This is a genomic window from Pseudomonas fluvialis, from assembly GCF_014207935.1.
GTDB classification, from domain to species: Bacteria; Pseudomonadota; Gammaproteobacteria; order Pseudomonadales; family Pseudomonadaceae; genus Aquipseudomonas; species Aquipseudomonas fluvialis_A.
Genome location: NZ_JACHLL010000001.1, coordinates 461,470 through 482,702 on the forward strand (window position 1 = coordinate 461,470; position 21,233 = coordinate 482,702).

The window sequence follows — 21,233 nt, forward strand, 5'->3', positions numbered from 1 at the left end:
GCCTGATGTGGAAGTGCAATGAGCAACTGGCTGGAACAACTCAAGTGGGATGAAGACGGCCTGATCCCGGCCATCGCCCAGGACCATCAGACCGGCCGCGTGCTGATGATGGCCTGGATGAACCGCGAATCCCTGCAACTGACCGTGGATGAGCAACGTGCCATCTACTGGTCACGTTCGCGCGGCAAGCTGTGGCGCAAGGGCGAAGAGTCCGGCCATGTGCAGAAGCTGCACGAGCTGCGCCTGGACTGTGATGCCGACGTGCTGATCCTGATCGTCGAGCAGTTGGGCGGCATTGCCTGCCACACCGGCCGTGAAAGCTGCTTCTACCGCGTCTACGAGAACGGCGCCTGGAAGACAGTTGACCCAGTGCTCAAGGACCCCGATGCCATTTACCACGCAGGACATGCCCATGAGTGACGCCGCCATGACCGACACCCTGAGCCGTCTGGCCGAGGTTCTCGAAGCCCGCAAGGGCGCAGCGCCGGACAGCTCCTATGTGGCCAGCCTGTACCACAAGGGCCTGAACAAGATTCTGGAAAAGGTCGGCGAAGAATCGGTGGAAACCATTCTCGCCGCCAAGGATGCCGCCGTCAGCGGCGACTGCAGTGACCTGATCTACGAAACCGCCGATCTGTGGTTCCACAGCCTTGTCATGCTTGCCGCCCTCGGCCAGCATCCGCAGGCCGTACTGAATGAACTGGATCGCCGCTTCGGGCTGTCCGGACACGCGGAAAAAGCCGCGCGCAGCGAACAATAACTAGCTCTAGGGAGCCTTGCTCATGGGTATTTTTGATTGGAAACACTGGCTGGTCATCCTCATCGTGGTGGTCCTGGTGTTTGGCACCAAACGCCTGAAGAACCTTGGTTCCGACCTGGGTGAAACCATCAAGGGTTTCCGCAAGGCAATGAACACCGAAGAGGAAGAAGCCGCCAAACCCCAGGCGCAGCCGACCGTGCAAACCGCCACCCAGAGTGGCGCGCCGCTGCAGCCGCACACCATCGACGGCCAGGCGCAGAAGGTCGAAGACCCGCTGCGCAAGGACTGAGTCTGATCCATGTTCGATATCGGCTTTTCCGAGCTGCTGCTGGTCGGCCTGGTCGCCCTGCTGGTGTTCGGCCCTGACCGCCTGCCGGGCGCTGCGCGCATGGCCGGTCTGTGGGTCGGCCGCCTGAAGCGCAGTTTCAATGCCATCAAGACCGAAGTCGAACGCGAGCTTGGCGCTGACGAGATTCGGCGCCAGCTGCACAACGAGCAGATTCTCCAGCTTGAGCGCGAGATGCAGCAGAGCATCCAGCCACCCAAGCCACTGGAAAGCACACCCGTTGTGAGCGAGAACCCAACGCCCGTCAATCCGCCAAAGCCTGAACAGCCATGAGCAGCGAGCCGAGTCAGGACCAGGAAATGCCCCTGGTTGCCCACCTCACCGAACTGCGTACCCGCCTGCTGCGTTGCGTGATCGCGGTTTTGCTGCTGTTTGCCGGGCTGTTCTACTTTGCCCAGGACATCTACACCATCGTCTCGGCGCCACTGCGCGCCTACCTGCCGGAAGGCGCGACGATGATCGCCACCGGGGTGGCCTCGCCCTTCCTCACGCCATTCAAGCTGACCGCGTGGGTCGCACTGTTTCTCAGCATTCCGGTGCTGCTGCATCAGGTCTGGGGCTTCATCGCGCCGGGCCTGTACAAGCATGAGAAGCGCATCGCCGTACCGCTGCTGGTCTCCAGCATCCTGCTGTTCTACGCCGGCATGGCCTTCGCCTACTTCCTGGTGTTCCCGATGATCTTCCACTTCTTCGCCAGCGTGACGCCGGACGGCGTGGCGATGATGACCGACATCAACGAGTACCTGGATTTCGTTCTCACCCTGTTTTTTGCCTTCGGTGTGGCCTTCGAAATTCCGGTGGCGACTTTCCTCGTGCTCTGGGTCGGCATCGTCGATGTGGAAACACTCAAGCGCAGCCGCCCCTACGTGATCGTCGGCTGCTTCGTGGTCGGCATGATCCTCACCCCGCCGGATGTGTTCTCGCAGACCATGCTGGCGGTACCGATGTGGCTGCTGTTCGAAGTCGGCCTGCTGTTTGGCGGTCTGGTACGGCGCCCGACCGCGGATGACGAAGACAACTTCCGCGGCGACCAACCACCCGCTCCACGCCCGTGAACCTGCTGCTGCTGGAAGACGGCGACTTCGTCGCGCCTGACCGCGTACGCCTGCAGGGCCGGCGTCTGCAGCACCTACGCGAAGTACACCGTGCCGAGTGCGGCGACAGCCTGCGGGTCGGTCGCCTGGGTGGCCTGATGGGCCGCGGCGTGCTGTTCAGTCTCAACGCCGAGCAGGCCGAGCTGCAGATCAGCCTCGACACCCCGCCACCGGCCAAGCTGCCGCTGACCCTGCTGCTCGCGGTGCCGCGTCCGAAGATGCTCAAGCGCGTGTTGCAGACTGTCAGCGCCATGGGTGTCGCGCGGCTGGTGCTGCTCAACAGCTACCGGGTGGAAAAAAGCTTCTGGCAGACGCCCTTTCTCGAACCGGCCGCCATCCGCGAGCAGTTGATCCTGGGCCTGGAACAGGCCCGCGATACCGTGCTGCCGGAAGTGACGCTGGAGAAACGCTTCAAGCCCTTCGTCGAGGACCGCCTGCCGGCACTGGCAGACGGCAGCCTGGGCCTCACCGGTCATCCCGGCGAGTACCCCGCCTGCCCCCGCGCGGTCGAGGGTCCGGTAACCCTGGCCATCGGCCCGGAGGGCGGCTGGATTCCCTACGAGGTGGAGCTGCTGCGCCTGGCCGGCCTGCAGCCGGTGCAGCTCGGCGAACGCATCCTGCGCGTGGAAACCGCCGTACCGGCGCTGCTGGCGCGCCTGTTCTGACAGCCCCTCTCCCGGAGGGAGAGGGGCTTGCCGCGTTCAGAGCACCTGGCGCAGGAAGCTCTGCGCACGCGGGTCCTGCGGCTGTTCGAAGAACTGCGCCGGCGGCGCATCCTCCAGCAACTTGCCGTGATCGAAGAACAGCACGCGGTCAGCCACCTCGCGGGCGAACCCCATTTCGTGGGTCACCACCAGCATGGTCATGCCTTCCTGGGCCAGGGTCTTCATCACGTCCAGCACCTCGCCGACCATCTCCGGGTCGAGCGCCGAGGTCGGCTCGTCGAACAGCATGACCTTAGGCTCCATGCACAGCGCCCGGGCAATGGCCACCCGCTGCTGCTGGCCGCCGGACAGGCGCGCCGGATACTCGTCGGCCTTCTGCGCAATGCCCACCTTGGCCAGCAGCGCCCGTGCCTTGGCCTCGCGCTCGGCCTTGCCACGCTTGCGCACCACCTTCTGCGCCAGGCACAGGTTTTCCAGCACAGTCATGTGCGGGAACAGGTTGAAGTGCTGGAACACCATACCCACCTCACGGCGGTAGGCATTGACGTCGGTCTTCGGGTTGGCCAGATCGACGCCGTCGATGGACACCGAACCGGAGTCCAGCTCCTCCAGGCCGTTGAGGCAGCGCAGGAAGGTCGATTTGCCGGAGCCGGAGGGGCCGATCAGCACCACCACCTCACCCTTGGCCACCGTTGTACTGACATCATCCACCGCGCGCACTTCATGGCCGCGGGCCTCGAACACTTTCAGCAGATTGCGGACTTCAATCACTTTTCCCGAGCCTCCGCTCCAGACGGCCGGCGATATGCGACAGCGGCAGGTTGATGACGAGATAGAGGGCGGCGATGCAGAACCAGATCTCGAAGGTGGAGAACGAAGTGGTGATCGCCTCGCGGCCGCTCTTGGTCAGCTCGGTGATGGCAATCACCGACACCAGCGAGGTGTCCTTCACCAGGCTGATGAACTGCCCCGCCAGGGGTGGCAGCACCCGCTTGAAGGCCTGCGGCAGGATCACATGGCGCATCGACTGCGCCGCGGTCAGACCCAGCGAGCGCGCGGCTTCGTTCTGGCCCTTGGCCACCGACTGCACGCCAGCCCGCACGATTTCGCTGACATAGGCGCCGGTGAACAGCGCCAGCGCGGCAACCCCGGCAAACTCGCGTGACAGGTTGAGCACGGTGCCGATGAAGAAGTAGAAGATGAATATCTGCACCAGCAGCGGCGTGCCGCGCACCAGCTCGACGTAAACCGTGGAGAGGTCGCGCAGGGTCGGATTGCTCGACAGCCGGCACAAGCCGCTGACCAAACCGATGAGCAGACCGAACACACCAGACAGCACCGAGATCCACAGGGTGGTCCACAGTCCCCAGAGCAGCGGACCGGCCGCCCAGTGGCGGGTCACACCGATCAGGTCACCCTCGGCCACATCGTCGCCCTCGGCCAGCTGCAGACTGTCGGAGGCCACCGACAAGTGCTGCTCGCCGCCACTCTCGGCGCTCAGGATCACATTCGCCAACTCGCCCTCGACGGTGATCGACTCGATCCGGCCGTAATCAGCGGCGCGCTGACTCTCCTCGGCCTGGTAGACGAAATACTGCGGCACCCGGTTCCAGCGCCATTCATAGGAAATCAGCGAAGTCGAATACCACAGGCCCCAGGCAGTCAGGGCCAGGATCAGCCCGGTCAGCAGGTGCCAGGGCCAGGTTCGGCGGTGTTTTCTAATCACGGGAAATCTCGCTCATGGCGGGGAACAAAAACAGGCCCGACCTTGTGGGCCGGGCCTGTCGTCACCTGCGAGGACCGAAGTCCGACGCGGGGTTTATTCCATCTCTTTCAGCCAGTCGTTCTTCTTGAACCACTTGGCATGGATGCGATCGTAGGTGCCATCGTGGCGGATCTGGTTCAGCCAGTTGTTGATCCAGTTCAGGCTGTCGTAGTCGCCCTTCTTCAGGCCGAAGGCCAGCGGCTCGAAGGTGAACGGCTGGTCGAGGAACACCAGCTTGCCGGCACCGGCCTTGTTCACCGCCACCACGTTGTACGGCGCGTCGTAGATGAAGGCATCGGCCTTGCCGTTGACCACGTCCATCACCGCTTCCTGCTCATTGTCGAAGCCGTGGTACTGGGCCTTAGCGATCAGCTTCTTGGCGACCATCTCGCCGGTGGTGCCGATCTTCGAGGTGATGCGGTACTGGGCATCATTCAGATCCTTGTAGGACTGGATCTTGCCCTGCAGCTCCTTACGGATCAGCAGCGTCTGGCCAACCACGATGAAGGGCTCGGAGAAATTGACCCGCAGGTTGCGCTCCTGAGTCAGGGTCATGCCGGAACCGATCATGTCGAACTTGTCGGTCAGCAGGGCCGGGATGATGCCGTCGTAGCTGGTCGACACCAGTTCCAGCTTGACGCCCATGGCCTTGGCCATGGCCTTGAGCAGATCCACCTCGAAGCCAATGATCTCACCACGCTTGTTGGTCATCTCGAAGGGCATGTAGGTCGGGTCCATGCCCACGCGCAGGGTACCGCGCTTGACCGCGTCATCGACCAGGCCGGCATGCGCCAGGCCGCTGAAGGCGCAAACGGAGAGCAGCAGAGAAGCCAGAATTTTCTTCATGGGTTTGTCCGGAAGGAAACGAAAAAGGGGGCGCCAGTGGATTAATCCCCGGCATGGCGCGCATGCTACCGATCAGGCGTTGATCTTGCGAGAGGCACGGACGACTTCCGGACTGCCTGAAGGTAGTCGCCCTCTGGAAGCAGCCTGCAGACAGGACGCACGCCTGCTACGCTGAAACTGTGCTGCGGCTGGCGCGAAACCCCGCCCCTGCTGTTCCGGGCACGCCTGATAATTACAAGAATATGCACAGAATCGTCCTTGTCCTCAGCCAGCTGTGGCTGGCCATCCTTACCCTGGCGAACCTGACCGTCTGTTCAGCGGCGCCCATCGATCTGCCTGGCAGCCCGGCCAGCGTGCAACTGCCGGCGGCACTGGAATACCGCTTCAGCGAGCAGCACCTCGACAGCCCGGCCCAGCTTGGCGACGCCCCGTGGCACCTCTGGCCGAGCAAGACCCTGCACCTGATCGGCGAGTCACGCCAGCTGTGGCTGCGCGTGCCGCTGACACTCGACTCCGGCGCACGACGCTGGCTGCTGCAGAGCGAATGGCCGCAGATGGGCCGTATCCACGCCTTCATCGAGCAGGACGGGCAACTGCAGGCCCTGACGCAACGGCCACGTGAGCGCTACCCGACCTTCGAGCTGCCCGCTGCCGGAAGCGGCGCACCGGCCATGCTGTATGTGGCGGTGGCCTATTCCGATATTTCCCTGGTGCCGCTGCGCCTGCTCAGCGAGAACGAGCTTCAGAACTGGCGCGAACAGAGCAACCTCTGGCTCGGCCTGTTCTTCGGCCTGGGCCTGGCGGTGATCCTGTTCAACTTCTTTCTCTGGCTGAGTACCCGTACGCCGGCCTTCTTCTGGTATGTACTATTCCAGATTGCCGTGTACAGCTTCGAAGCAGTGCGCTTTGGCGTCTACGTGCCTTATCTGGGTGAGGCCAGCCACGGCCGCGCCTTTGTCTTCAGCGCCGGCCTGGCCTTTCTGTGCGGCAACCTGTTTGCCATCAAGCTGCTGGAGATCGAACAGATTGCTCCGCGCCACTGGCAGCTGTTCCGCTGGGTGGTGGCTGCCCTGAGCCTGTATGTGCTGCTACTGGCCACGCCCTGGTCGGCGCCGGTAATCGGCATCGCCATGCCGATCGCCACCTTTGGCGCGCTGGTTCCAGTGGTCATGGCGCTGCTCTATACCCGCGGCGCGCAGCGCTACCTCAAGCTCTACAGCCTGGCCTGGGGCTTGCTGATCCTCGGCACGCTGGTGCTCAACTTGAACCTGGTCGGCCTGATCGGCATGAGCTGGATTTCCACCTATGGTCAGCTGGTCGGCCTGTCGATCGAGGCCCTGCTGCTGTCCTTCGTCCTTGGCGCGCGCATGAACGACCTGCAGCGCGAACGCACGCTGATGGCCAACGAGTTGCTGACCATGAAGCAGGAGGCCAACCAGCGTCTGCAACGCGAGGTAGAAGAGAAGACCCGTGCGCTCAATCTGGCCATGGCCGAGCTGCGCCTGGCCAATGCCAGCCTGACCACCCGCAGTCTGACCGACCCGCTGACCGGCATCGCCAACCGTCGGCATTTCGACGAGGTCCTGCCCAAGGCGCTGGCCCGTGCCACGCGCGAGCAGTCGAGCCTGTGCCTGGCGCTGTTCGATATCGATCACTTCAAGTCGTTCAACGACCGCTACGGCCATCTGGTGGGTGACGACTGTCTGCGCCAGGTCGCCCAGACCCTGCAGGCACAACTGCAGCGGCCGGACGACCTGCTGGCCCGCTACGGCGGTGAGGAATTTGTCCTGCTGCTGCCGGCCACCCACTTCGAGGGCGCCCTGCAGCTTCTGGAGGAGCTGCGCGAGGCGATCGCCGCCATCGACTTCCATGTCGACGGCCAGCACGTGCCGATCACCGTCAGCGGGGGTTGTGCCAGCTGGCCCGGCAGCCTCAACAGCATCGCGCCGGAACAGTTGATCGAGGCCGCCGACCAGCAGCTGTACCTGGCCAAGCAGCAGGGGCGCAACCGCATCTGCGGCGTCACCCTGGACAGCATCAGCGCCTGACTGTCTCGTTTTGGAAGAGACTCAGCTTTCCAGCAGGAAGGTCACCGGCCCGTCATTGATCAGGTGCACCTGCATGTCGGCGCCAAAGCGCCCGGTGGCTACCGGGTCGTGCTGCTGGCGCGCCAGACCGACCAGATGATCGAACAATGCCTCGCCCTGCGCCGGCGGCGCCGCGGTGGAAAAGCCCGGCCGCAGGCCCTTGCGTGTATCGGCAGCGAGGGTGAACTGGGAGACCAGCAGCAGGCCGCCCGCCACCTCGGTCAGCGACAGGTTCATCTTGCCGTCGCTGTCACTGAACACCCGGTAATTGAGCAGCTTGTGCAGCAGTTTGGCGGCACTGGCTTCGCTGTCCTGTGGCTCCACACCGACCAGCACCAGCAGGCCCTGATCGATGGCGCCAACCACCTCGCCAGCCACTTCGACGTGAGCCTGGCGCACCCGTTGAATCAGCGCCTTCATGCTTCTTCGGGTGGCAGATCAAGCAGGCGCCGTGCAATCTGGCTGGTCGCCCGCAGCAGCGCATCGGTAATCCCGGCCTCGGCGGCGGAATGACCGGCATCGCGGATAATCTGCAACTCGCTGTTCGGCCAGGCCTTGTGCAGCGCCCAGGCATTGTCCAGCGGGCAGATGGCGTCGTAGCGACCATGCACGATGACACCCGGCAGGTGGGCGATCTTGTGCATGTCGCGCAGCAGCTGATCGCTCTCGAGGAAGGCATTGTTGACGAAGTAGTGGCACTCGATACGGGCGATCGACAGGGCGCGATGGGCATCACTGAAGCGATCGACCACCTGCGGATTGGGGCGCAGGGTCGCGGTGCGGCCCTCCCAGGTCGACCAGGCCTTGGCGGCGTGCATCTGGGCAATCTGGTCGGCACCGGTCAGGCGCTTGTAGAAGGCCTGCATGAGGTCACCCTGCTCCTCCGCCGGGATCGGCGCCAGGTAATCCTCCCAGTAATCCGGGAACAGGCGGCTGGCGCCTTCCTGGTAGAACCAGTGGAAGTCCTGCGGACGACAGAGAAAGATGCCGCGCAGGATCAGTGCATGCACGCGCTCGGGATGGGTCTGCGCGTAAGCGAGACTGAGGGTCGAACCCCAGGAGCCGCCGAACAGCACCCATTTCTCGATACCCAGGTGCTCGCGGATGCGTTCCAGGTCGGCGACCAGATCCCAGGTAGTGTTGTTTTCCAGGCTGGCATGCGGCGTGGAGCGGCCGCAACCACGCTGATCGAAGGTGACGATGCGGTACAGACTGGGGTCGAAGAAGCGCCGACTCAGAGCGTCGCAGCCGGCACCCGGACCACCGTGGATGAACACCACCGGCAGGCCGTCCGCCGAGCCACTCTCATCCACGTACAGCACATGCGGGGCCTCGACGGGCAGCTCATGGCGGGCGTAGGGTTTGATTTCCGGAAACACGGTCAGCATGGTGAACACTCCAGTCACTGCGTGGAGCGCGCACCCGCGCTCCCGTCCATCAGCGCATCATAACGAGGATTGCACCAATGAGCATGCCACGCCGCACGCTGCTGCTGTTCAGCCTTCTGTTGGCACTCTGCGGCTGCCGCCAGGAGGGCCCGCTGGAGCGGGTTCAACAGAACGCCGCGCTTCTGCAGGAGGCCCTGCAGAAAAAGGACGCCGGCACGGTGATGGACCTGCTGCACGCCGACTTTCTCGCCCAGAATCAGTACCGCCGCGACTGGGCGCAGCGCAGCATGGCCCTGTACTTTCTGCGTCACAAGAAGATCGGCGTCAGCATCCTGAGTCAGGAAAGCCGCCTGGACAGCAGCTACAGCGACCGCGCCTACAGCAGCGCGCAAGTGCTGCTGACCGGTGCCGACAACCTGCTGCCGGACAGCGCACACCCCTACGACCTGAAGCTGGAATGGTGGCTGGTAGACGGAGACTGGCAGCTGGCGCGCCTGGCGTGGGAGTAGGCGCGCAGCAGGCCGTTGTAAAACGTTGGCGAGGCCGCCAGCGCAAGGCGCTATGTAGTAACAGCCTCCGGCTGGTCAAAACGGCGAAAAAGCGCAGTTTACGAATGGTAAATGAGCATTTGATTCGCTTCGCTCACCCCTTTGGGGCGTGCTAAAGCACGTTCAGCCTCTGGCTGTGAGCCTGTTTTTAACGCCACGATGGCAACGCACGACTGCTTAGATGCAGGAGGTAGGGCGACGCTGTGAGCCAAAGCCGAGGTAGTTTTTCAACAGTCTGCGAGGTGATCAGGGGCCGCGCCAGATCAGCTCATCGGTGACGAAGCCGCGGGCATGCGCCTCGTCCAGCAGCAACTGACGCTGCGCTGGGCTGATCTGCTGCTCCCGTGACAGCAGCCAGAGGTACTCGCGATTGGGGTTGCCGACCAGGGCCAACTGGTAACCCTCATCCAGATAGAGCACCCAGTAGTCGCCACGGGCGACATTGGGAAACAGCTGGGCGAACCAGTTATCGAAGCGCACCCACAGCTTGTCGGTCTGCCCCGCCTGCTGAGGCTCTGCACGACCCTCGGCCTGCTGCCACTCGCCGTCGTGAGTCAGACATCGGTTGCGCACCGCCACGCGGCCATCGTCCTGCAAGCGGTAGTGGGCTTCGGACTGCGCGCAGTTGCGCTGAAAGAACATCGGCAGACGCGCCTGCTCGTACCAGGTGCCCTGATAGCGCTGCAGATCGACCGAACCGACCGTGGCCGGCGGCGTCACCTGACTCGCACAGCCGGTCAGCAGCAGGGCCAGCAGGCAAGCCGTCAGGCGCTTCATTTCAGGCCGTTACCGGAAAACATCATTACCTTGTCGCCGGCGTACTGCACGCTGATCGAAGTTTTTTCATCGCCCCAAGTGCAGCTGGTCAGGCCAATGGCACCGGCGCACTCCGTCGGCTCACCGATCAATGCCTCGACCTCGGCCTTGGTCATACCGGCCTTGAGCTTGGCGTAGTTTTCCTGATTGACCTTGCTGCAGGCCGCCAGCAGAACACAGAACGACAGCAAAGCAATTCGACGGATGAACATGAGCTGGGACTCCCAGTGGTTAAGGTGCTGCCAGCCTGACACAAGCCAGCCGCACCTGCTGTGACGCCCGGCTAACTCGGCGATCTGCGAGAGACCGCCGAAGCCGATCAGTTCTGATGGTAGGCGGTAACGCGCTCGACTTCTTCCTTGGAGCCCAGAAACACCGCCACGCGCTGGTGCAGCGAGGTCGGCTGGATGTCGAGAATGCGCTGGCTGCCATTGGTCGCGGCGCCACCGGCCTGCTCGATCAGCATCGACATCGGGTTGGCCTCGTACATCAGGCGCAGTTTGCCCGGCTTTTCCGGCTCGCGGGCATCGCGCGGGTACATGAACAGGCCGCCACGGGTGAGGATACGGTGCACGTCGGCAACCATAGAGGCGATCCAGCGCATGTTGTAGTTCTTGCCCAGCGGGCCTTCCTTGCCGGCCAGCAGCTCGGAGACGTAGCGCTGCACCGGGGCTTCCCAGTGACGCTGGTTGGACATGTTGATGGCGAATTCGGCGGTGCTTTCCGGTACGCGGATGTTGTCGTGGGTAAGCACGAAGCTGCCCATCTCGCGATCCAGGGTAAAGCCCATCACGCCGTCGCCGAGGGTCAGCATCAGCATGGTCTGCGGACCGTAGATGGCATAACCGGCCGCGACCTGCTCGGTACCCGGCTGGAGGAAAGCCTCTTCACCGAGATCGCCCTCGGCACCATTGCGATCCGGGCAGCGCAGCACGGAGAAGATAGTGCCAACCGAGACGTTGACGTCGATGTTGGAGGAGCCGTCCAGCGGGTCGAACACCAGCAGGTAGGCGCCTTTCGGGTACTTGCCGGGAATCTGGTAGGCATTGTCCATTTCTTCGGACGCCATGCCGGCCAGGTGGCCGCCCCATTCGTTGGCTTCGAGGAGAATCTCGTTGGAGATTACGTCGAGCTTCTTCTGCACCTCGCCCTGCACGTTCTCGGTGCCCATGCTGCCGAGTACACCGCCGAGGGCGCCTTTGGAAACCGCATGGCTGATTTCCTTGCAGGCACGCGCCACGACCTCAATCAGGAAACGCAGATCGGCCGGGGTGTTGTGACTGCGGGTCTGCTCGATCAGATAACGGCTCAGGGTAACGCGGGACATGGAAGGCTCCGGAGAGAAGGGAAAACTGGCGCGCAGTTTACCCTGTTACGGCCGGCAGCGCCTCCCACTGCCGGCCGTGGCCGACTTACCAGTCGAGTGCTACGGACAGGTTGATGCCGTGCTGGGTTTCGTCATCTGCCTGACGATAGGTGTAACCGGCGCGCAGCGACAGGTCTTCGGCCAGCTTGTGGCTGACGCCGAGAGTGCCACGATCCAGACTGTCGCCCGGAGTGTAGCCCTGCAGCTCGAAGTCGATACCCGGCAGGCTGTTCAGTTCGGCACGCAGCTCGGTGGTGTCATCCTCGTACTCGCGCTCGTGGGCATATTCGGCGAACAGCGCAGTATCGGCATTGAGCTGGTAACGGCCCTGAATACCGGCACCCAGGCGACGCGAGTCACGCTGCTGGTCATCAAAGTTCATGGCGGTGGAGCGAGCGCCATCCTCCGCGTAGCCATCCACCTCGACCCGCGCATAGTCGGCGCTGAGGAACGGGCTCAGATGCCACTCGCTGCCCGGCTGGGCAATGTCGTAGCCGACGCGGCCCGAGACAGCCCACAGGTCACCGTCGCTATCGCCCTTCTCGCTACGCTCGGTAATGCCGAGGTTCAGGGTGCGCTCGAGGTTGTTGTAATCGAGGCTGCCGAGGCTGACGCCGAGGTCCGCCCACCAGCGGTTCTGCTGGTACTGGGCGAAGGCCGTGGCCAGGTAGCTGCGCAGGTCATAGTCGGAATCGGCTGCGCCGACATCCAGTCCCTGTTCGTAGAAGCCGAGGGCTGCACCCACACGCCAGGCGTCATCCAGACGGTAGCTGCCACCCAGGTTCAGGCTGTAGCCGTTACCATCGCCGGCCGCGCTGTTGTTCTGTTCATCGAAGTCCAGGCGCTGACCACCACCGACCACGAAGCCACGCCACTGGCCAACCTGCTGCCAGGCCTCCCAGTCGGCCTGCCACTGGCCACGCAGCTGGTCCTGGTGAGCGCGCAGGCTGCCATGAGCCATTTCCGGCAGCAGGGTCAGCTCCATCGGTGCCGCCAGCAGCGAATAGTAGTAATCCGCGGCAATCTGCTGCACCGCCGTGGTTGGATGCACGCTGTCGTTGTAGAACAGCTTGCTCGGATCCGGCGTAGCGCTGTTGATGCCCCAGGTGGCATTGACGTTGGAGCAGCCATCGAAGCAGGTAGCGGTGAGGTTCTGTGTGGCATCGAAGCCATAGCTGGCCGCATCGGCCAGTACTTCATTGATCACCAGCGGCACATTCAACGGGATGACGTTGGCATCTAGGGTTCGCAGCTGCGCCAGCAGCTCAGTATTAAAGTCGGTCACAAGCCCGCTAATGGTCGCGGGCAAGGTAGGAATCAAATTGCCCAGCGCAGCCGAGCTTGGCGTGCGCCCGACATCAGGCAGCAGCGACACCATGATGTAACGAGCGCCAGCTGCATTGAGAGCCTCGACGCTGTCGACCAGGCGTCCTGCACCATCTCGCGCCTGCTGAGTAGCAACAGCCGGAGGCGCCAATGGATTAATCCTCAGCTGTAGAAAGTCGTTGCCTCCTCCATTGACGTAATACAGCGCATTGGCATCGGCTCGCCCACCCGTGGAAACCAGATAGCCATCACGGGTTCGCAGACCGGCAGTGGACCCGCCGGCAGCGGTAATCGAGTTGTAGATCTGATCGGTACGATACCCTCCGACCGCCCAGTTATTGCCATCTTCCCAGCCATTGGCGGCAAACACCGAGGAGGTCGACGGCGTCTGCAGGCCCAGACCGAGCAGCTCACCGAGCAACATGGGCGAACTCTTGCCGTAAATCTCGCCACTGCCGTCGAGGTAGCTCGGACCTACGCGGTTGGTGAACCGCATGGTTGCACCCGCCGGGCCATCGGCATCGGGGAACTGCCCGGCATCGCTGAGGCTGTCGCCAAAAACATACAGAGCCGAATAGGGGTTGGCCGCCAGTGGTGTGGCAGAGGCCAGCAGGCAGGCAGCCGCCAGCGGGGTGAGCAGACGCTTCATGGGCAAGTCCTTGTTGTTATTGAGTGACTTAATCCGTTGAAACTAATCATTTAGCACAAAAAAAGCAGCCCTCACCTGACAAATTCACCCAAATGGGGGAGCCGGACCAACGCCACCATCATGCCAAGGCATCACGCCATTACTGCGTGGCCAATACCGAGCGGTTGCGCCCGGCATGCTTAGCCTCGTACAGCGCGGCATCGGCCGCCTGCAACAGCTCGTCCAGCGCATGGCCGTGCTGGGGCCACAGCGCCAGACCGGCGGACAGGGTGACCTGCAGCGGACCAGCCCGTGTTGGCAGGCGCACGCTGGCGAGCTGTTCGCGCAGGCTCTCCACGCGCTGACAGGCCTCGGCGGCATCCACCCCCGGCAGGATCAGCAGGAACTCTTCGCCACCGATGCGAAATACCGCATCGGTGCTGCGCAGATTCATTTCCAGATGCTCGGCTACCGCCCGCAGCACCTCATCGCCCGCCAGGTGGCCATGACTGTCATTGAGCAGTTTGAAGTGATCCAGGTCGATCAGCGCCAGTGCCAGCGGCAGGCGATCACGCAAGGCCCGCGACTGCTCGCGCTCGAAAAACTCGCCGAGGTAGCGGCGGTTGTACAGGCCGGTAAGCGGATCATGCAGGGCCTGCTCGCGCAACTGCTCGTGCAGTTCGGAAATGGTGCTCAGGCGCTCCTCGCTGAGCGCCAAGGCGGCGGCCAGGTTCACTTCGCTCTGGTGACGGGCGGTGACATCACGCAGATAGATCATCTGCCCAAGGCGCTGCATGCCCCCCTTTCCTGGGCGCTCAATGTTACGCAGACGCACTTCGAAGAACGCCTCACCACAGGCCAGATCCAGTTGTTCCTGAGGCTCACCGGCAGACCCCACAGCCTGGGACAACGGCTCACCGAATACCGGCCAGTGCTGCAGCGGCAAGCCCTTCCAGGCCCTGTGCAGCCCGGCCAGCTGCAGGGCGACCGGATTGGCTTCAACCACCCGCCCCTGCCCGTCGACCACTAGCACCGGGTCCGGCAGTACCTCGACCAGCAGGTGGCGCGCCACCGGCAACAGGTCAAACAGGCGCACACCGAGAATCAGCCAGGCGAAGGCCACGACCGTGAAGGCAAAACAAAACGGCGTCGGATCAAAACCGAACAGGGTGACGCCAAACACTACGTAGCTGATATTCGCGGACCAGGGCACGCAGGTGACCATGACGAAGGCCAGGTAGTGGCGCCGGTGCACACCCTCGCTGAACCAGGCCGCGCGCAGCACCACCCACAGGCAGAACAGCATCAGCGCATATACATAGACCGCCGCCGCCATGAACAGCACACCATGGTCATAGCGGATCGGAGCACCCTGCTCGGCGGAGATGGGTTGAGTAGCCGGGCCGTAGAACAGCTGGTGCAGCGGATTGCTCAGGGCTAGCAACCAGATCAGCAGCGGCCCGACCAGCAGCAAGGCAATATTGCCCGCGCGCAGGGCCCGCTGACTGCTGTTGACGTATTGCCAGAGGAATACCGCCCAGAAGGTCGGCACACCGACAATCCCCGGCCAGGCCATCTGCGCCCAGAACACCTTGCAGTCGGGAACCTCTGCGGCCATTTCCAGGGCCGCCGCGCCCATCCACCAGAGCACGGTCAGTTGCAGCAGGACAAAGCTGTTGCGACCCGGAAAGACCTGCTGACGACTGACCCAGCGTGCCAGCAGGATCACCCCGACACACAGGCAAAGAGTCAGTGTTACTGGCGCACTGAGCTGCCATTGATTGATCGAGCAGACACTCATGCCCGCCCCCGCGCCAAGCCAGGCCTGACCTTGTACCCTTGCGCCGCACTCATCCTGATCCGCACTCCGCTGCGGCCATCACTCGCCCAGTTGCCGAATGGCAAGCCTAGCCAGCCCGCCGCACAATGTGAAGCAGCTCACACCGGCTTGCGTGGACGCAACAGACTGTAAGCCATAAGTCCCAGCAGCAGCACACCGGCCAGCAGCACCGCCCACAATGCCAGGCGCTGCCAGTCGGCCCTTGGTTCCTTGGTGATCGTCCCCGCCTGGTTCTGTTCCTGCGGGGACGGCTCCGCCGGTAGCAGCAGCGAGGCTTTGGGCAACTCACGCAACGGCTCGCTGCTGTAGCCAGGCATCAACGTCGCCAACGGCAACTCGACCGGGGCAGCCTTCGCATTGCCCAGCAGCAGACGATAAGGCCCCTCGCCACGAGCCAGGAACACCAGACGCTGACCACTCAGGGCGTACTGCAACTGCGGCGCACTGGAGAAACCGCCACCCCGTGCATCGACCTGCACGCGCAGCTCACTGAGCGGCCAACCCGGCAGGCGCAGCTCCTCCTCACGCACTTCGCGCCCCTGCTGCGGCAAGCGGTAGAGCACACCCTGAGCCACCGCGCCCCATGGCCGGGTGGTGTCGACTCGCCCCTGCACCCGCACCGGAACCAGGCTGTTGGCGTCACTCAGCGGAAGACGCAAAGCCTGCACCGGCAGTGCCCGCGGCAGTTGCCATTGATAGGACTGCGCATCCAGCTGGTGCGCCGGCAAGGGCTCTGACCACAGCAGCGGCGGTTCGACATACCCCTCTTGAACGCTGACCAGTTGCACCGCCGTCAGCTCCGGGGCCAACGCGGGCGAGCGCCAGAGTAGTCGCAGGTAGCGGCTACGCAGCGCCGGCAGCCTGATCTCGCGTTGCTCGATGCGATCACCAGCAAAGCTCAGGCGCGCCACCTGATAGTCCCCCACCGCCTGCCAGTGCTGCAGATCATCGCTGCCTTCCACGGCAAAACGCTGGAAGCCCTCGGCGCCATCCCAGTCGAGACTCAGGCGCACCAGAGGCGCTTGAATGGCGCTGGCATCCAGCAACCAGCCCTGACGCGGCAACGGCTGACTGCTTGGCGCCGTCGCTGGCTGTACCTCGACCAACGTGCCCGTGCTGCTGCTCTCGATGCGCAATCCCGGCGGCAAGCCGGTGGCAGCCTGCTCGGCCTGCAGGGGAAACCAGCGCACGCCATGGCTCTGCTCGGCCTGACGATATTCCGCCGCTGGCTGCAGCAGGCTGTAGGCCAGGAACTGGCCCTGAGCGTTCTGCACGCGCAGGTCGCGCAGATCGCTGTGCTTCGCGGCGAGCAGTGCCGGCAGCGGCAGGTCCAGCTGGAACCAGGGTCCGGCGACCGGCGTCTGCAAGGTCGCCTGCCAGGCGAAGTCCTCGGCCTTTTCGACCGCCAGAACAGGTGTGGCCAGCACCAACAAGAGGGCCATCAAGGGCTTCATTGCAACTCCTCACGAGCCTGTTCCTCACGGGCTTCATCCTGACGCGGCGGCAGCGGCGCAAAGTAGCCCACCACCAGCAACAGCACGCCTACGCCGATAAACGAAATGATGCGCTCCAGACCACCGCGGTTGCCAAGCTCGACAAAGAACAGCTTGGCAACCACCACCGCGATCAGCAGTGCACCGACCACCCACAGCTCACGGCGCACACGCAGGTGACCGACGATCATCAGCGCCAGGGCGATCAGGGTCCAGACAATCGACAGGCCGGCCTGTACCAGCATCGAGTCCAGCTGCAGCGACAACTGATATGGCACGCCGGCCCAGTGGAACGCCGTGCGGAAGACCATGGCCGTGGCCAGTGCGAACAGCGAGGCACCGACCACTACCGCGACCACCTGGCGACCGCGCTCAACCTCGACACCCAACTCCGGCAGTCCTTCGTGCAGCCAAAGGCCGGCGCCCAGCAGCGCCAGCAGCAGACCGATTTCCAGCGGATTGAGCAGCGGCACGTAAGGCAACGGCGCGGCATCGCCAGCGCTGAAGGAATTGGCCAGCCAGAACCACAGCAGCATCAGCAGTGCCAGCGGCAGGGACGCCCACAGCCGGTATTCGCGCGGGAAGGCGGCGACCGGCCAGGGCAGGCGCTGCACCCGGCAGACCAGCAGCAGCCACAGGCTCGGCAGAACGCTCCAGCCCAGCCAGCGCCAGGCGTTGTAGGCCTCGGCCAGCAGCATCAGCAGGTAACGCAGCTCCAGCGCCAGCACACCGAGCAGCAGCCACAGCCCCAGCACATGGGCGGCCGACTGCGGTCCGGCCGGCAGCAACGTGGCCAGGCGACGCAGGCTGAGCGCATGCACGGCGAACATCGCCGCCCAGGCCAGCCAGCCCAGGTTCGCCAGCGGGTGGTACTGACTGTGCCAGGCCCACAGCAGGATCACGCCCGCCACTGGCATCAGCAGGCTGCACAGCAGCGCCAGAGTCACCCAGCGCAGGCGCACCGCCAGCAGCGTCGCCAGCAGCACACTGGCCACTGCCACCAACAGCAGGGCAGCAGTCTGCAGCGGTGCGTCGACAAAGCGCAGCACCTCACTGGCCAGGGTCAGCGCCCACCAGGCCGCGCCCCACACCAGCAACAGCTGCGCCAGGCGCTGCAGATTCAGTGCCCCCAGACCATCACCCTGTTCGGCCAGGCGCAGGCGCCAGCTGCCGAACAGCGCCGCCAGCGCCAGCGCCATCGGCGTCCAGAAGCCGGCATGAGCCAGCGGCGTCAGTCCTTCGCCACTGAGTTGCCCCAGCAGCAGCGGGCTGACAGCGAAGAAGGTCAGGCCACCCAGCAGTTGCAGCAACAGGCCGAAGATGAAACTGGCGCGCTGCTGCAGATGCAGGCTGAGCCAGACAATCAGCAACCCGGTAGCCGCCCAGACGCCGCTGGCGCTGAGCCATGGCAGAACGAACAGTACCGCCAGGTTGATGAACACCAGGCCGAGCAGCAGCACCAGGGTCAGCCCGCGCAACAGACGACGGTCCTCGCGCACCATCGCGTGCCGCCCGGCCAGCAGCATGCCGCCAATCAGCAACAGACCGATCAGCGAGGCGGCCAGCAGGCTGCGCCAGCTGGCACCGAGGCCAGAGCCCAGCTGACTGCCATCCATGTCGACCAGGAACAGCGCGCCGCCGAGCAATTGCACGGCAAAGGCGCTGAACAGGAAACTGCGCGACTGCAGGCGCAAGCCAGCCAGCAGGGTCAGCAGACCCGCCACCGCCCAACTGATCGCGGTGCCATCCACGGCGAAGCACAGCGGGGCGATCAGGTAGGCGAAACCGAGGCCGCTGACGGCCAGCCACGGCAACAGCCGCGCTTCGCCGTCACCGACCAGCGCCCGGTGCTGACGCAGCTGCCAGAAGCTGAACAGCAGCGCCACCGCCAGCATCGCCGCGCCCAGCGGCGCACCGGCGAGCAGGGTGTCGCCTCCACGCTGCAGATCGAACAGGAAAGCCACACCGGCGCCGAACTGCAGCAACAGGGCAAAGCCCCGAGCCAGACGGCGCTGCTGTCGTAGGGCCATCCAGAAGATCCCGGCCCCCTCGACCGCCCAGGCCGCAGAGGTCCAGCGCGCATCCAGGCCCAGGGGGATCGCCAGCGAGCCGAATACCACGCCCAGCGCCAGGCAGGTCTCCACCAGCAGCTGTGCCCGCTGACCAACACGCCCGATCAGCAGGCGCGCCAACAGCAGGTAGAACAGGCCCAGCGCCAGCGCACTGAAGGCGGCGCCGAACTCCAGATGACGAACCAGCGCGAACTGCAGGCCAAAGCCCACCAGAGGCGGGCCGAACAACGCCGTGGCATCGACATAATCGCCCTTGCCCACGGCCCAGCGCAGCCACTCGCCGCGCTCGGCAGACTGCGGCGCATCGTCCGCATCACGCAGCGTACGCCGCGCAAACAGCAGACCGATGGCCACGTACATCAGGAAGAACACCACCAGGAACGGCTCGGTGGACGCCAGCAGCTCCGGTTTGTAGGAACGCAGCCCCCAGGCGAAGCCGATGCCGAAGGTGCCGAGGAAACCAATCAGGTTGAGCAGACGCCAGGCCTTGAACCAGGCGATGGCGAGGATGCCGCTGTTGAGCAGGATGAAATAGGAGAACAGCGCCACATGGTTGCCGCTGCCCGTGGAAGTGAGGATCGGCGCGGCGAACCCGCCCAGCGCGGCGGCAGCCGCCAGGCCCAGCGCATTCTGGCTGACCGCGAGAATCGCCGAAAACAACGTGACCAGCACCAGCAGGGCCAGCGCCGCCTTGGGGTCGATCAGCGGGTGCAGGCGCATGGCGGCGAAGACCGTCAGGTACAGCACGGCAATCCCGGTGCCCTGCAGAATCAGGGCATAGCTCTCGCGCCGGTGACGCAGCCACCAGCCCAGCCCTAGCAGGCCGACAGCCGCGGCGGCAACGCCGGCATAGCGCAGCTCGACCGGTACCACCATGCCCTCGGTGGCATAACGCAGAAGGAAGGCCAGGCCGAGGAACAGCAGCACCGCGCCGATACGCAGCACCGGATTGCCACCGAACAGCCAGTTGCGCACGGCATCGATGGTCTGATCGATCAGCCCCGGCGGGGCGGGAGGTGGCGGTGTTTGCGGACGCACAGGCGGCGCGACATGCACGGTTTCGACCTGCGGCGCACTGGGCTGGGCTACGGTCGCAGCGGCGACCGCCGGCGACGGCAAATCGCTCGGCAGCTCCCAGACCAGCTCACTGTCATCCACAGCAGCCGCTGGCATGGCCGCTTCCGCCAGCTCGGCACTGGCCGCCAGCGTTGAAAAGTCGGCTGATTCGGGAACCGGCTCTGGTTCAGGCTCGGGCACAGGAGCCTCCGCCGGGACGGTGAATACCTCAGGCGCCGCCTGCTGCTCAACCTTTACCAGTCGCGCATGAATGGCCTGGGTGCCACGCTCGAAGCGCTCGGCAAAGCCTTTGAGCTCCTGCTGCAGACGCTGGTTGTCGGCTGCCAGCATCTGCAGGCGCAGTGCCTGCCCCAGCGCCAGACCACAGACCCCGCCGAGCAGGGCGCCGGTGAGCGACTCGCCGGCAACACCCCCGACCAGCAGACCCACCACCATGAAGATCCATTGCATGCGTGCTTCCCTCGCGCCCACGGGCGGTTGCATCCGTGACAGTCATACCCGGGCCGAGTATATCCAGCCCGGCACCTGCCAGTAGAGACGCCGGCAACAGATCCGTGCGACACATACCCGCACCGAGCAAACCCGCACCGAACATCTGCCAACGATTCACAAATGCCCGCCAGCCGCTATCATCGCGCGCCCGCCACGCGCTGCGGGCCGCGCCGAGAAATGACCGATGATGAAGAACAACCTGATCCCTGCCGCCGATATCGAGCGTCTCGACACCTGGGCACGCTACAACAAGGACATGTGCTACAGCTGCCACTCCACCTGCTGCACCCTGCCGGTGGAGGTGCGCCTGAGTGACCTAATCCGCATCGGCGTAGTGGATGCGTTCGAGAAGGATGAGCCGGCGAAGAACATCGCCAAGCGCCTGCAAAAAGAAGGGATAGTCGAGCGTTTCAATCAGAAGTCGGGCATTTTCACGCTCACCCGCCTGAGCAACAACGACTGCCTGTACCTGGACCGCAAGACGCGTCTGTGCACCATCTACGACCAGCGCCCGGACACCTGTCGCAACCATCCTCGCGTCGGCCCACGCCCCGGCTACTGCGCCTACAAACCCAAAGCCTGAGAGCCGCCCTACCGGGCGGCTCAAGACAGGCGGAGAGCGAA

21 protein-coding genes are annotated in these 21,233 nt (G+C 64.3%); 9 read left to right on the forward strand and 12 right to left on the reverse strand.

Annotation, left to right across the window (positions count from 1 at the left end):
• Window positions 1-18: 18 nt before the first annotated feature.
• From hisI to HNP49_RS02110, 6 genes are read left to right on the forward strand one after another with little or no spacing between them, the layout of a single operon-like run.
• A complete protein-coding gene (gene hisI / locus HNP49_RS02085; protein ID WP_184680190.1) occupies window positions 19-420 on the forward strand; it encodes a phosphoribosyl-AMP cyclohydrolase in 402 nt (133 codons plus the stop codon).
• A gap of 7 nt (window positions 421-427) precedes the next feature.
• Window positions 428-760 carry a phosphoribosyl-ATP diphosphatase gene (locus HNP49_RS02090; protein ID WP_073624948.1) on the forward strand — a complete coding sequence of 111 codons (333 nt, stop codon included), beginning with the start codon at window positions 428-430 and terminating at the stop codon, window positions 758-760.
• A gap of 22 nt (window positions 761-782) precedes the next feature.
• Window positions 783-1,049, forward strand: coding sequence for a twin-arginine translocase TatA/TatE family subunit (locus tag HNP49_RS02095; protein WP_184680192.1), 267 nt, complete (start codon window positions 783-785; stop codon window positions 1,047-1,049).
• Between the two features lie 9 nt (window positions 1,050-1,058).
• Window positions 1,059-1,379: a Sec-independent protein translocase protein TatB gene (gene tatB, locus HNP49_RS02100; RefSeq protein WP_184680194.1), complete on the forward strand. Its 321-nt coding sequence runs from the start codon at window positions 1,059-1,061 to the stop codon at window positions 1,377-1,379.
• A complete protein-coding gene (gene tatC / locus HNP49_RS02105) occupies window positions 1,376-2,161 on the forward strand; it encodes a twin-arginine translocase subunit TatC (RefSeq protein ID WP_184680196.1) in 786 nt (261 codons plus the stop codon). The genes tatB and tatC overlap by 4 nt, the downstream gene beginning before the upstream one ends.
• Complete coding sequence (locus tag HNP49_RS02110) at window positions 2,158-2,865, forward strand: 16S rRNA (uracil(1498)-N(3))-methyltransferase (RefSeq protein WP_184680198.1); 708 nt, start codon at window positions 2,158-2,160, stop codon at window positions 2,863-2,865. Before tatC ends, HNP49_RS02110 begins: the two co-directional genes overlap by 4 nt.
• A 36-nt stretch (window positions 2,866-2,901) precedes the next feature.
• Here HNP49_RS02110 and HNP49_RS02115 read toward each other — a convergent pair whose 3' ends face one another.
• From HNP49_RS02115 to HNP49_RS02125, 3 genes are all read right to left on the reverse strand, one after another.
• A complete protein-coding gene (locus HNP49_RS02115; RefSeq protein ID WP_184680199.1) occupies window positions 2,902-3,636 on the reverse strand; it encodes an amino acid ABC transporter ATP-binding protein in 735 nt (244 codons plus the stop codon).
• Complete coding sequence (locus HNP49_RS02120; RefSeq protein ID WP_184680200.1) at window positions 3,629-4,591, reverse strand: amino acid ABC transporter permease; 963 nt, start codon at window positions 4,589-4,591, stop codon at window positions 3,629-3,631. The genes HNP49_RS02115 and HNP49_RS02120 overlap by 8 nt, the downstream gene beginning before the upstream one ends.
• A 93-nt stretch (window positions 4,592-4,684) precedes the next feature.
• Window positions 4,685-5,476, reverse strand: coding sequence for a transporter substrate-binding domain-containing protein (locus HNP49_RS02125; RefSeq protein ID WP_184680201.1), 792 nt, complete (start codon window positions 5,474-5,476; stop codon window positions 4,685-4,687).
• A 242-nt stretch (window positions 5,477-5,718) separates the two neighbouring features.
• Here HNP49_RS02125 and HNP49_RS02130 point away from each other — a divergent pair, with 242 nt between their 5' ends.
• Complete coding sequence (locus tag HNP49_RS02130) at window positions 5,719-7,524, forward strand: diguanylate cyclase (protein ID WP_184680202.1); 1,806 nt, start codon at window positions 5,719-5,721, stop codon at window positions 7,522-7,524.
• A 21-nt stretch (window positions 7,525-7,545) separates the two neighbouring features.
• Here the strand turns inward: HNP49_RS02130 and dtd are convergent, their stop codons facing one another.
• Complete coding sequence (gene dtd, locus HNP49_RS02135; RefSeq protein WP_184680203.1) at window positions 7,546-7,983, reverse strand: D-aminoacyl-tRNA deacylase; 438 nt, start codon at window positions 7,981-7,983, stop codon at window positions 7,546-7,548.
• Window positions 7,980-8,951 (reverse strand): prolyl aminopeptidase, encoded by a 972-nt coding sequence (gene pip, locus HNP49_RS02140; protein WP_184680204.1) that lies wholly within the window; start codon window positions 8,949-8,951, stop codon window positions 7,980-7,982. The genes dtd and pip overlap by 4 nt, the downstream gene beginning before the upstream one ends.
• 77 nt (window positions 8,952-9,028) lie before the next feature.
• On the opposite strand from pip, the gene HNP49_RS02145 reads away from it, so the two are divergent.
• Window positions 9,029-9,460 carry a hypothetical protein gene (locus HNP49_RS02145; RefSeq protein WP_260407028.1) on the forward strand — a complete coding sequence of 144 codons (432 nt, stop codon included), beginning with the start codon at window positions 9,029-9,031 and terminating at the stop codon, window positions 9,458-9,460.
• A gap of 285 nt (window positions 9,461-9,745) precedes the next feature.
• Here HNP49_RS02145 and HNP49_RS02150 read toward each other — a convergent pair whose 3' ends face one another.
• The 7 genes from HNP49_RS02150 to HNP49_RS02180 form a co-directional block, all read right to left on the reverse strand.
• On the reverse strand, window positions 9,746-10,276 hold the full coding sequence (locus tag HNP49_RS02150) for a lipocalin family protein (protein WP_184680205.1): 531 nt from the start codon (window positions 10,274-10,276) through the stop codon (window positions 9,746-9,748).
• A complete protein-coding gene (gene bamE, locus HNP49_RS02155; protein WP_184680206.1) occupies window positions 10,273-10,527 on the reverse strand; it encodes an outer membrane protein assembly factor BamE in 255 nt (84 codons plus the stop codon). Before bamE ends, HNP49_RS02150 begins: the two co-directional genes overlap by 4 nt.
• 107 nt (window positions 10,528-10,634) lie before the next feature.
• The gene (locus tag HNP49_RS02160) at window positions 10,635-11,642 is read right to left on the reverse strand and encodes a class 1 fructose-bisphosphatase (RefSeq protein ID WP_184680208.1); all 1,008 of its coding nucleotides are present in this window, start codon (window positions 11,640-11,642) and stop codon (window positions 10,635-10,637) included.
• An 85-nt stretch (window positions 11,643-11,727) separates the two neighbouring features.
• A complete protein-coding gene (gene estP, locus HNP49_RS02165; RefSeq protein WP_184680211.1) occupies window positions 11,728-13,656 on the reverse strand; it encodes an esterase EstP in 1,929 nt (642 codons plus the stop codon).
• Between the two features lie 139 nt (window positions 13,657-13,795).
• A complete protein-coding gene (locus HNP49_RS02170; RefSeq protein WP_184680220.1) occupies window positions 13,796-15,436 on the reverse strand; it encodes a histidine kinase N-terminal 7TM domain-containing protein in 1,641 nt (546 codons plus the stop codon).
• A gap of 137 nt (window positions 15,437-15,573) precedes the next feature.
• Window positions 15,574-16,917 carry a DUF3999 domain-containing protein gene (locus HNP49_RS02175; protein ID WP_260407029.1) on the reverse strand — a complete coding sequence of 448 codons (1,344 nt, stop codon included), beginning with the start codon at window positions 16,915-16,917 and terminating at the stop codon, window positions 15,574-15,576.
• 8 nt (window positions 16,918-16,925) lie between these two features.
• Complete coding sequence (locus HNP49_RS02180; RefSeq protein ID WP_184680224.1) at window positions 16,926-20,567, reverse strand: DUF2339 domain-containing protein; 3,642 nt, start codon at window positions 20,565-20,567, stop codon at window positions 16,926-16,928.
• Between the two features lie 229 nt (window positions 20,568-20,796).
• Here HNP49_RS02180 and HNP49_RS02185 point away from each other — a divergent pair, with 229 nt between their 5' ends.
• Entirely contained in the window at window positions 20,797-21,192 is a 396-nt protein-coding gene (locus HNP49_RS02185) for a YkgJ family cysteine cluster protein (protein ID WP_184681145.1), read from the forward strand.
• Window positions 21,193-21,233 lie beyond the last annotated feature (41 nt).

Excerpts from the sequence above, each read along its gene's own strand:
- hisI (WP_184680190.1), top strand. The coding sequence starts at position 19 with ATGAGCAACTGGCTGGAACAACTCAAGTGGGATGAAGACGGCCTGATC.
- bamE (WP_184680206.1), bottom strand. The coding sequence starts at position 10,527 with ATGTTCATCCGTCGAATTGCTTTGCTGTCGTTCTGTGTTCTGCTGGCG.
- HNP49_RS02175 (WP_260407029.1), bottom strand. The coding sequence starts at position 16,917 with ATGGCCCTCTTGTTGGTGCTGGCCACACCTGTTCTGGCGGTCGAAAAG.
- estP (WP_184680211.1), bottom strand. The coding sequence starts at position 13,656 with ATGAAGCGTCTGCTCACCCCGCTGGCGGCTGCCTGCCTGCTGGCCTCT.
- HNP49_RS02130 (WP_184680202.1), top strand. The coding sequence starts at position 5,719 with ATGCACAGAATCGTCCTTGTCCTCAGCCAGCTGTGGCTGGCCATCCTT.
- HNP49_RS02160 (WP_184680208.1), bottom strand. The coding sequence starts at position 11,642 with ATGTCCCGCGTTACCCTGAGCCGTTATCTGATCGAGCAGACCCGCAGT.
- tatB (WP_184680194.1), top strand. The coding sequence starts at position 1,059 with ATGTTCGATATCGGCTTTTCCGAGCTGCTGCTGGTCGGCCTGGTCGCC.
- HNP49_RS02180 (WP_184680224.1), bottom strand. The coding sequence starts at position 20,567 with ATGCAATGGATCTTCATGGTGGTGGGTCTGCTGGTCGGGGGTGTTGCC.
- pip (WP_184680204.1), bottom strand. The coding sequence starts at position 8,951 with ATGCTGACCGTGTTTCCGGAAATCAAACCCTACGCCCGCCATGAGCTG.
- HNP49_RS02170 (WP_184680220.1), bottom strand. The coding sequence starts at position 15,436 with ATGAGTGTCTGCTCGATCAATCAATGGCAGCTCAGTGCGCCAGTAACA.
- HNP49_RS02150 (WP_184680205.1), bottom strand. The coding sequence starts at position 10,276 with ATGAAGCGCCTGACGGCTTGCCTGCTGGCCCTGCTGCTGACCGGCTGT.
- HNP49_RS02145 (WP_260407028.1), top strand. The coding sequence starts at position 9,029 with ATGAGCATGCCACGCCGCACGCTGCTGCTGTTCAGCCTTCTGTTGGCA.
- HNP49_RS02125 (WP_184680201.1), bottom strand. The coding sequence starts at position 5,476 with ATGAAGAAAATTCTGGCTTCTCTGCTGCTCTCCGTTTGCGCCTTCAGC.
- tatC (WP_184680196.1), top strand. The coding sequence starts at position 1,376 with ATGAGCAGCGAGCCGAGTCAGGACCAGGAAATGCCCCTGGTTGCCCAC.
- HNP49_RS02185 (WP_184681145.1), top strand. The coding sequence starts at position 20,797 with ATGAAGAACAACCTGATCCCTGCCGCCGATATCGAGCGTCTCGACACC.
- HNP49_RS02095 (WP_184680192.1), top strand. The coding sequence starts at position 783 with ATGGGTATTTTTGATTGGAAACACTGGCTGGTCATCCTCATCGTGGTG.
- HNP49_RS02090 (WP_073624948.1), top strand. The coding sequence starts at position 428 with ATGACCGACACCCTGAGCCGTCTGGCCGAGGTTCTCGAAGCCCGCAAG.
- dtd (WP_184680203.1), bottom strand. The coding sequence starts at position 7,983 with ATGAAGGCGCTGATTCAACGGGTGCGCCAGGCTCACGTCGAAGTGGCT.